10 protein-coding genes are annotated in these 9,793 nt (G+C 52.1%); 2 read left to right on the plus strand and 8 right to left on the minus strand.

Annotated features, from left to right (window positions below; all coding sequences use genetic code 11):
- Positions 1–18: 18 nt before the first annotated feature.
- The 6 genes from fusA to K9G39_RS06405 form a co-directional block, all read right to left on the minus strand.
- On the minus strand, positions 19–2,133 hold the full coding sequence (gene fusA, locus K9G39_RS06380; RefSeq protein ID WP_292004097.1) for an elongation factor G: 2,115 nt from the start codon (positions 2,131–2,133) through the stop codon (positions 19–21).
- Between the two features lie 42 nt (positions 2,134–2,175).
- Positions 2,176–2,643, minus strand: a complete 468-nt coding sequence (rpsG, locus tag K9G39_RS06385) for a 30S ribosomal protein S7 (RefSeq protein ID WP_292004098.1) — start codon at positions 2,641–2,643, stop codon at positions 2,176–2,178.
- 28 nt (positions 2,644–2,671) lie between these two features.
- Positions 2,672–3,076, minus strand: a complete 405-nt coding sequence (gene rpsL / locus K9G39_RS06390) for a 30S ribosomal protein S12 (protein WP_292004099.1) — start codon at positions 3,074–3,076, stop codon at positions 2,672–2,674.
- A 256-nt stretch (positions 3,077–3,332) separates the two neighbouring features.
- On the minus strand, positions 3,333–4,523 hold the full coding sequence (locus K9G39_RS06395; protein WP_292004100.1) for a hypothetical protein: 1,191 nt from the start codon (positions 4,521–4,523) through the stop codon (positions 3,333–3,335).
- A 1-nt stretch (position 4,524) separates the two neighbouring features.
- Positions 4,525–4,899, minus strand: a complete 375-nt coding sequence (locus K9G39_RS06400; RefSeq protein WP_292004101.1) for a hypothetical protein — start codon at positions 4,897–4,899, stop codon at positions 4,525–4,527.
- A 105-nt stretch (positions 4,900–5,004) separates the two neighbouring features.
- Positions 5,005–5,865, minus strand: a complete 861-nt coding sequence (locus tag K9G39_RS06405; RefSeq protein WP_292004102.1) for an HAD family acid phosphatase — start codon at positions 5,863–5,865, stop codon at positions 5,005–5,007.
- A gap of 214 nt (positions 5,866–6,079) precedes the next feature.
- Here K9G39_RS06405 and K9G39_RS06410 point away from each other — a divergent pair, with 214 nt between their 5' ends.
- Together K9G39_RS06410 and K9G39_RS06415 are read left to right on the plus strand one after the other, a co-directional pair.
- Positions 6,080–6,973 carry an SDR family oxidoreductase gene (locus K9G39_RS06410; protein WP_292004103.1) on the plus strand — a complete coding sequence of 298 codons (894 nt, stop codon included), beginning with the start codon at positions 6,080–6,082 and terminating at the stop codon, positions 6,971–6,973.
- A gap of 131 nt (positions 6,974–7,104) precedes the next feature.
- Complete coding sequence (locus K9G39_RS06415) at positions 7,105–8,160, plus strand: rod shape-determining protein (RefSeq protein ID WP_292004104.1); 1,056 nt, start codon at positions 7,105–7,107, stop codon at positions 8,158–8,160.
- 34 nt (positions 8,161–8,194) lie between these two features.
- Here K9G39_RS06415 and K9G39_RS06420 read toward each other — a convergent pair whose 3' ends face one another.
- Positions 8,195–8,533, minus strand: coding sequence for a zinc ribbon domain-containing protein YjdM (locus tag K9G39_RS06420; protein WP_292004118.1), 339 nt, complete (start codon positions 8,531–8,533; stop codon positions 8,195–8,197).
- 74 nt (positions 8,534–8,607) lie between these two features.
- On the minus strand, positions 8,608–9,678 hold the full coding sequence (gene rsgA / locus K9G39_RS06425) for a ribosome small subunit-dependent GTPase A (protein ID WP_292004105.1): 1,071 nt from the start codon (positions 9,676–9,678) through the stop codon (positions 8,608–8,610).
- Between the last annotated feature and the right edge of the window lie 115 nt (positions 9,679–9,793).

Raw genomic sequence — 9,793 nt, forward strand, 5'->3', positions numbered from 1 at the left:
GATACAGGCTGTACCTGATTATTCCGAATCCCTGCTTACCCGCTTCTCCTGCATAGCCTCGGCTATAGCGCGCGGCACCTCGCGATAACAGTCAAATTCCATCGAATAGTTTGCGCGACCCTGACTCATCGAACGAAGATCGGTAGAATAACCGAACATCGCCGAGAGAGGCACCTTGGAATTAACAAACTGGGCTCCGGCCCTCTGACCCATACCTTCGATATGACCACGGCGGCTTGAAAGATCGCCCATAACGTCGCCGAGATACTCTTCGGGCGTCACCACCTCTACCTTCATGATAGGCTCGAGCAGAACAGGATCGGCTTTTTTGGCCGCACCCTTGAAACCTATGGAACCGGCAATCTTGAAGGCCATCTCCGAAGAGTCAACCTCGTGATACTTGCCGTCCAGAAGAGTGACTTTGATATCCTGCATCGGAAATCCTGCAACAACACCGCTCTTCATAGCCTGCTGCACACCTGCATTAACGGCGGGAATGTACTCTTTCGGAATCACGCCACCCTTGATTGCATCTACAAATTCGTACCCCTTACCCTCTTCAAGAGGCTCAACCTTGAGAACAACCAGACCGAACTGACCCTTACCGCCCGACTGACGAACGAACTTTCCTTCAAATTCAACAGACTTTCTGATGGTTTCACGGTAGGCAACCTGCGGCTGACCCACGTTTGCCTCAACCTTGAACTCACGCTTGAGTCGATCGACAAGAATTTCCAGATGCAACTCGCCCATACCGGCAATCAGCGTCTGACCGGTTTCGTCATCGGTTTTCACCTTGAAGGTAGGATCCTCTTCGGCCAGCTTGGCGAGCGACATTCCGAGCTTGTCGTTATCGGCCTTTGTCTTGGGCTCGATGGCGATTTGAATAACCGGCTCGGGGAATACCATTTTTTCGAGCACCACAGGATTGGTTTCATCGCAGATAGTGTCGCCGGTTCTGACATCCTTCAAACCGACTGCAGCAGCAATATCACCGGCGTAAACGCAATCGATATCTTCTCTTTTGTTCGAGTGCATCTGAAGGATACGACCGATACGCTCCTTCTTGCCCGTCATGGTGTTCAGCACATAACTGCCAGCCTTGAGAACTCCGGAGTAAACCCTGAAAAAGGTAAGCTTCCCGACGAAGGGATCGGTTGCAATCTTGAAGGCAAGACCGGCAAACGGCTCTTCATCCTTTGGCACTCTCGATACCGGCTCCTCTGTACGGGGATGGTGACCCTCGACAGCTCCGACATCAACAGGAGAGGCAAGATACTCGACAACAGCGTCAAGCATGAACTGGACGCCCTTGTTCTTGAACGATGAACCGCAAAGAACCGGAATGATAGTAACGTTGAGTGTAGCCTTGCGAAGCACGGCCCTCACCTCCTGCTCGGTAATCTCCTCACCGTTCAGGTACTTCTCAAGAAGAGTATCATCAACTTCAGAAACCGCCTCAAGCATATTGATCCGCCATGTCCTGGCCTCATTCTGCAGGTCATGAGGAATCTCGACTTCGTTATAGGTACTGCCGTCATCCTTGTTATAGATAATGCCCTTCATTCTGATCAGATCGACAAAACCGGCAAAAATCTCGCCTTCGCCGATTGGTATCTGTAGCGGAACAGGGTTTGCACCAAGCCTCTCCCTGATAGCCTTGACGGTATCAAAGAAGTTTGCCCCCGTCCTGTCCATCTTGTTGACATAGGCAATTCTCGGCACACCATACTTGTTGGCCTGGCGCCAGACCGTTTCGGACTGGGGCTCAACACCACCAACCGCACAGAAAAGCGCAACCGCGCCATCGAGAACCCTCAGCGAACGCTCCACCTCAACAGTGAAATCCACGTGACCAGGAGTATCGATAATATTGATTCTGTGATTGATTCCGGAATAATTACCGAACTTCGGAATCCAGAAACAGGTTGTCGCCGCAGAGGTGATCGTAATGCCGCGCTCTTTCTCCTGCTCCATCCAGTCCATGGTGGCTCCACCGTCATGCACCTCGCCCATCCGGTGCAGACGCCCGGTATAGTAGAGAATCCTTTCAGTCGTTGTCGTCTTGCCGGCATCGATATGAGCCATGATGCCGATATTGCGTACCTTATCTAAATCAACCAGCCTTGTCATAATACCCTTTTTGCCTTTTTATCTGCAATTATCACTACTACGTCAGAAACGGAAATGAGCGAATGCCTTGTTGGCATCGGCCATCCGGTGCACTTCGTCACGCTTTTTCACCGATGCGCCCTGCTCGTTGGCAGCGTCCATCAGCTCGGCAGCGAACTTTTCGGCCATCGAGCGGCCGCCGCGCTTCGCGGAATACTGCTTAAGCCAGCGGAAAGCCAGAGCACCTCTTCTTGAAGGCTTAACCTCCATAGGAATCTGATAGGTGGCTCCACCAACTCTCTTGCTGCGAACCTCGACAACAGGAGCGATATTGGACATCGCCTTGCGATACACTTCAAGAGGATCTTCACCGGCCATCTTCTCGGCAATAATATCAAAGGCACCGTAAACAATCTTTGCCGCAACTTCCTTCTTACCGTCGAGCATGACCGCATTGATAAAACGGGCTACACTTTCATCCCCGTAACGGAAATCAACACCGACACTCTTGTAGCTACCTTTTTTCGACATATTCGTTCTTCCGGATTAAAAATTCAATTTATCTTTTGCCTTTTGCCGGAGCAGCTGCACCAGCCTTGGGCTGCTTTGCACCATACTTCGAGCGACTCTGCTTGCGGTCTGCAACACCGGACGTATCCAGCGAACCCCTCACAATATGATAGCGCACACCGGGAAGATCCTTAACCCTGCCGCCGCGGATCAGCACAATCGAGTGCTCCTGCAGGTTATGACCCTCACCCGGGATATATGCTGTAACCTCAATCTTGTTCGAAAGCCGCACACGCGCAACTTTCCGTAACGCGGAGTTCGGTTTCTTCGGCGTTGTTGTATAGACACGCGTACAAACACCCCTTTTCTGCGGGCATTTTTCCAGCGCCGGAGACGCTGTTTTTGACGCCTTTACACTTCTTCCGCTCCTGATAAGCTGCTGGATCGTCGGCATACTGAAAATCTTTTTCTTTTAAAACGTCTGATTTTACACGATGTAAATCATAAAAATCCATAAGGACAACCAATGTAATTCAATCGGAATAAAAAACAAAATTCAGAAAGCCATTTTTCTGCTTTTCAGGATAAAAAAGCCATGGACACCATTTCCTGCCGCAAAGAGCCTGCTCATGCGGGCTCAGAGAGGCAGTCACGCGCATTTCAATGCCTTCGGAGACGGGAATTCTTCGCTCAACCGGAGCGTGATCCGGTCAAATCGGAAGCAGATAGGCCAGGGTTTTCGAAAGGTCGTTCAACGACTGCGATGCGGACAGTTTTTCCGGCATGCCCCCTCCTGAAAACTTCTCAGGAGAGTTGCGTATTGATTCGAATGCACTGCCGAGAACCTGAGCGACGCCTTCGACATCTTCCAGTGGCGCCCAAAAGCCGCCGGCATCAACGGCAAGTCGAGCTGCGGGCCCTTCCGGGCCGACGAAAAAAAGAGGTTTTCTCATGCAGAGCGCATCGACCGCCCGCTCGGGAACCGTAAACGGGGCGTGTCCCTCACGGCCCGCCACCACGCCGAACAAATCGCACTGCCGAATGCTTTCAAGCTCATCCTCCCCTGAAAGCCTCCGGACAACGGAAACGGAAGCATCCGGAATATTTTTCCGGGTATATTTGGTGATCTCTCTGTCGTCACCACCGAGAACCTGAACCGAAGGCAGCAGAGAAAACGATCCGGCAAGCTTCATATAACGCCCGAGCGCAGAGAAAAACAGTTTCAGCTCCTTTCCCGATGCATGTTCCATAAGAACCGTCACACGGGGAGATCCTGCCGAAAAATGCTTTCCGGAAGCCTTCGGCGCGAAGGCTTCCTCACAGAAATCCGGTATGATGGAAATATCGTCATGGGTGGCCTTCCCGAAATATTTCTTCAGAAAGTACTCCTTGAGCGCACGAGTCGGCGTTATGATTGTATGACCGGAAGTCAGGATCCTCTCCTCGATTTGTGCGGCATCGCTCTGGCGGGAACCCGAAGCAGACGGCGTTTCGAGAGGTGCTACCAGATCGAAAAGCACCGGCAGAGCATGTTTTTTCGAAAGCTCGAGCGCAAGCAGAAGCGGTGCAGCAGGAGGCCCCTGGGCATAGATGGCATCAACCGGATCATGGCGGCTGATGACACCATCTGCAACCGAAGCCGCCTGCTTTTCCCAGCCGGAAACGAGGTTCACGCCTGGCAACAGGCCTGTAATCATCCGTAGCGGTGACCCTGTTGGCGCAGCTGCACTCATGCCCTGTACCAGTTGCGCCGTTCGTTCAGGCCCGAAGGCCACCGCATCCACAAGCTCCCCGGTACGGTAAATTCCTGTAAATTCGCCACTTTCCGACAGTAACCGGTTTTTACCTTCCTCATCCCATGCAATATCGGCAGGGGCAACCACAAGGGGAGCCCATCCCAATTCAGGCAGCCTGGAAACAATCCTTGAAGCCCTTGATGAACCCGCCGTAAGCAGCGGGGGATAGTTGACCGACAAAAACAGTATTTTTTTCATCAAACAAAAGGAAAAGTACTTGCAATCCATGAACTGCGGGCCACTTGCCGACAGTTTCAATAAAACGCAGCTTTTGACAAAAAAACCGCTTTTCAGCAGCTTTATTCCTTTCAGAAGATTCCGACAAAGACGAATTATAATTTAAAAACTTTTTGCAAAAGGACGCACTCCCTATCTGCAGCTTGCACGATCGGCAGACACCAAAGCGATCCCCGGAACTCCGCTCCTCTGCCTGAACCGATAATCCCCGTCTCAATACCGGCGGTTTTTTCCTTTTGGCCATTGAAAAGCAGCGCACCTTTCACCGCTCCTGGCATACACACCGGCGAGAGCGTGACTGGTTGCAGCAGGGAAAGAAAACCTCTGCGAACCTGCTGGCGAGACGCACTCAGTATTTCCTGATATACCTGGACTTCGGATCGCCCAGAACGTTCAGCCACGAGCCATATGTCGGATTCGGCAGCATAAACCATTTTCTGCCCCAGTTATTTTTGTTTTCGCCGACCAGCCGGTCACGCTCCTCGGGAGTGATATTGCTTTTCACATCCGCCAGAAAATCACCGAAATCGTCTCCGAACAGCATCACTATGCGGTATTGTTTCGAAATCTCTTCCCGACGGCTTTTCTTTTCGGAAGTCCAGCCATCCCGCTCACCCATCAACAGCACGTTTTCAGGCAGAACACCAAACACGCCGACTTTGGCAAGATTCTCTATCGTATCGGCTTCCTGCGAACATCCCGATCCCGGCTTGCCTCCTTTCCTGCACTCCCTGTTGGAGATGAAGATAACCGTGACCTGTTTGTCTTTCATGGCGTTGATGAACTCGACCGCCCCGGGAATGGCCGTCGCCTCTTTCAATGCCAGCCACTCGTCCCATGTAGCCTGGCTCCACTCGCCGCCTTCAAGCACCATCTTTCCCATATACCTGGAATTGTCGAGCACAGTCTCGTCGATGTCCATCACCACGGCGGGAGGCAAAGACGAAAACGCTCCGGTCTGTTCTTTGGCGGCAGTCCACCAGCGGTCGCGCAGCGCGGCATCCAGGTTCCTCAATGCAGTATTGTAGGCCTGCGTCGCATTGGCTTTGTATTCCGCCGACGACTGCATCCACAGGAGACTGTTGAAATTGTTGTTTGCGGTCGATGCACAACCGGCCGACAGCAGCAATAAAAGGGAGACGCAAATCGATCTGGAAAAATTCTTCATGGAAGGGGCCTCCGGAGTATGGCGTTTATTTGGATACGACATGGCACGCTACGGCAACCATGGAAGTTACCAAAAAAGCACGTGGCCGCCATACGGCGTTCGTACTTTCTCCTCGATACAAACCAAATGATCCTCTCTCTCCGGATTCCGGAGGATATTATAATATAGAGAGGTGCCCTGGCCTGAACAATTAGCCGTTCGCTGCGGTTAGGGCTGCAATGAGGGAAAAGAGCGGTAAAAAAAACAACTAACGATCATGAACAAACAGAAAGTGCTGGTTGCGGGTGCGTCGGGTTATCTCGGCAGGTATGTGGTAAAAGAATTCGTCGAGCGGGGCTATGCGGTCCGCGCTCTCGTAAGAAACCCGGAAAAGCTTGCAACCGATGGCCCCAATCTCGAGCCTGCGGTCTCCTCGCTGGTAGACGAAATGGTCAGAGGAGACGCCACAGATCGGGCATCGCTGAAAGAGGTATGCAAGGGCGTCGATATCGTCTTTTCATGCATGGGACTCACCAAACCGCAGGACGGCGTCACCAGCGAAGAGATCGATCATCTGGGCAACCGGGCCCTCCTCGAGGATGCACTTGCCCACGACGTGAAAAAGTTCATCTACATCTCGGTTTTCAACGCAGAGAAAATGATGGACGTGGATATCGTGAAAGCCCACGAACTCTTCGTGCACGACCTGCAGTCGTCCGCCATGCCCAGCACCGTCATCCGTCCCACGGGCTTCTTTTCCGACATGGGCATGTTTCTCGCTTCAGCGCGCTCGGGGCACATGTTCATGCTTGGCGACGGCAAAAACCACGTAAACCCCATCCACGGGGCGGACCTTGCGAAGGTGTGTGTCGATGCTGTGGAAAGCAGCGAAAAGGAGATCTGCGCGGGAGGACCCGGCACCTATACCTTTAATGAAACCGTCGACATGGCGTTTGAAGCCGTCGGCAAAAACACCTGGATCACGCACATCCCCATGTGGGTCGGAGACGCCGCGCTCTTCGTCACCGGCTTCCTGAACAAACCGCTGGCGAGCATCCTTGCCTTCGCGGTCTCGGTCAGCGGACTCGACAACGTCGCCCCGGCCACCGGAACGCACCATCTCGGGGATTTCTACCGCGAGCTCGCAGCAAAAGAGGAAACGAAACAATAACCATGGAAAAACGCTTCTCATATTATTTATATAAACCAGCCACAGACAGGCAACAATAGAGAAGCATAGCAAACGGACATAAACCGGTCACAACACTGTACAGACATCCGGAAGCACAAATCAACCAGACCATGACGCTTTTCGCAAACGTTTTGAATATAGAAACCACCATTGACCTTGGCCTCGATATCGGGACGGCAAACACGTTGATGTGCATAAAGGACAAAGGAATGGTCGTCAACGAACCGACGATTGTCGCAGTTGAAAGTGATTCAGGCAAACTGATCGCCATTGGGCACGAAGCCCTCAACATGCACCAGAAAATGCATCCGGGCATCCAGACGATCCAGCCCGTAACACAAGGTATTATAGCAGATTATGACGCTGTGCTGAAATTGATCAGAGAACTCCTGCACACCATCAGGCCCCGAACTCTGTTCGGCATCCACAGGCTTGCCATAAGCATACCCCTTGGCATAACGGAAGTGGGAAAGCGCGCTGTCTTTGATATGGCAGAGCATCTTGGCGCAAAAGAAACCTGTCTGATTTCAGAGCCGATAGCTGCAGCGATCGGTGCCGGCATCAACCCGGTCGAATCAGTCGCAAAGATGATCGTCAATCTCGGTGCGGGCTCCGCGCAAATAGCCGTAGTATCGCTTGGGGGCATTGTTTCGGGAGAGTCGCTTGCCGTTTCAGGCAATCAGATCAACAATGCGATCATCCGTTACCTGAGAGAGAACAACAACCTTGCAATCAGCGATTATGCCGCAGAACAGATCAAGCTGAAACTGGCCACGTGTTCCGGGAAGATCGATAACGATTGCCGGCTGACCGTCAAAGGATTCAATCTTCTTTCAGGGTTTCCCGAAACACAGGAAATAAGTTCCGTTACCATCAGGGAAATCATAACTACACTGCTGCAGGAGATCGTCACAGCAATCAAAAAAAGCATCGAGGTGCTTGCCGACAAACCGGACATCGCCGTCGATATCCTCGAACGCGGCATGTATCTGACGGGAGGTGGAGCGCTGTTGACCGGAATCGACAAAAAAATTCAGGCCGATACCGGACTTGCCGTTACGATCTGTGACGAACCGGAGACCACGGTCAGCAGGGGGCTTTGTACGATTCTGGAAAATTTCGAGACCTACCGGCCTATCATGATCACCAGCAAAAAGCAGAAATAGATACGGTCACTCCGGTTCTCCGGATTGTGCAGTCTCAGACCTTGCGGACGAACTCGGACTTCAGCTGCATCGCTCCGAATCCGTCGATCCGGCAATCGATGTCGTGGTCACCCTCGATGAGGCGTATGTTCTTTACCTTCGTCCCTCCCTTGATAGCCGATGACGAACCCTTGACCTTGAGATCCTTGATCACCGTCACACTATCGCCATCCTGCAGGATATTGCCATTCGCATCCTTCCAGACGCGAACGGCCTCCGTCGCAGAAACCTCCGACTTGCTCCATTCATGGGCGCATTCAGGGCAGGTCAAAAGGAGCCCGACTTCGTAGGTATATTCCGAGTCGCATTTCGGACAATTCGGCAGTTCGCTCATGCTGTTTCCTTTTTCAATAGGTTCCATGAAATGACTTTTTGCTGCAAAGTATAGTAATTTCCCACAGAATCCCCCTAACCATCCCATCGTTTCATATCCTTCTTCACCGTCTTGACATAGCGTCCGAACGCCCGGTCCTTTTTTCGTTTGCCGAGGTACGACAGCTCATGGTACTCCGACTCTTTCCTGAGTTTCAGATAACCTGCATAGCGACCCCGACTCAACTCCCCGCTTTCGATTGCAGCGAGAACCGCGCAACCCGATTCCATTGTATGGCTGCAATCGGCATAGCGACATGCCATTGAGAGCTCGATAATATCTTCGAACCCCTTGTTTATCCCCTCGCTGGCGCCCAGTAAGCCTAACTCTCTCATTCCCGGCGTATCGATGAACATGACACCCTCATCAAGAACGAAAAGCTGCCGGCGCGTTGTCGTGTGAGTACCTTCTCCTGTGCCGCTAACAGCTTTCGTATTGAGATCATCCCGTCCGGCGAGACGATTGATCAATGTCGTCTTGCCGACTCCGGAGGACCCAAGCAGGCAATATGTCCGGCCCGGCTGCAGAACCCGGCGGAATTCGTCGAATCCTGAGCCAGTCAGGTTGCTGAGTGTAATCACCCTGGAGGTGATACCTGCCTCTCGAACTGCCGCAAGCTTCTCTTGCAGCTCAGCATTGGAAATCAGGTCCGTTTTGGTCAGAATGACAATCGGCTCGACATGGCCATCAGCCGCCATGACCAGATACCTGTTCAGTCGTGCAAGATTAAAGTCGAAGTGACACGACTGCAGAATGAACGCGATATCGATGTTGGCCGCTATCATCTGGTAGTCCACTTCCGTACCGGCACACTTTCGGCGCAAAAACGTCTTTCTCGGAAAAAGCCCGTGGATGATTGCCGAAGTGCCGTCATTGTGATACTGCGCGGCAACCCAGTCACCAACACACGGCAGATCGACTGACGACTCGACATTGAAAAGGAACTTCCCCGAAAGTTCGGCAGGAATTTCACCCTGCTCATTCCTGATCATGCAGGAGTTGCGATCGACTGCCGAAACGCGCGCAACGCCTTGCACCTCGTTGCGGATAGCATCGACATGCACTTCAAACCAGCGCTCTAAACCCGGATCACTCAACTGCATCATATGGCGTCACCAAATATTGTATAGACCGATCAGCCTAAATCAAAAAAAATCTCGTTGCTTGCCGTATAAAAAAACAAACAAATTATGGCTGTAAACCAGCTAAGCAATCATTTAA

This window comes from Chlorobium sp. (assembly GCF_021740465.1).
GTDB lineage: Bacteria > Bacteroidota > Chlorobiia > Chlorobiales > Chlorobiaceae > Chlorobium.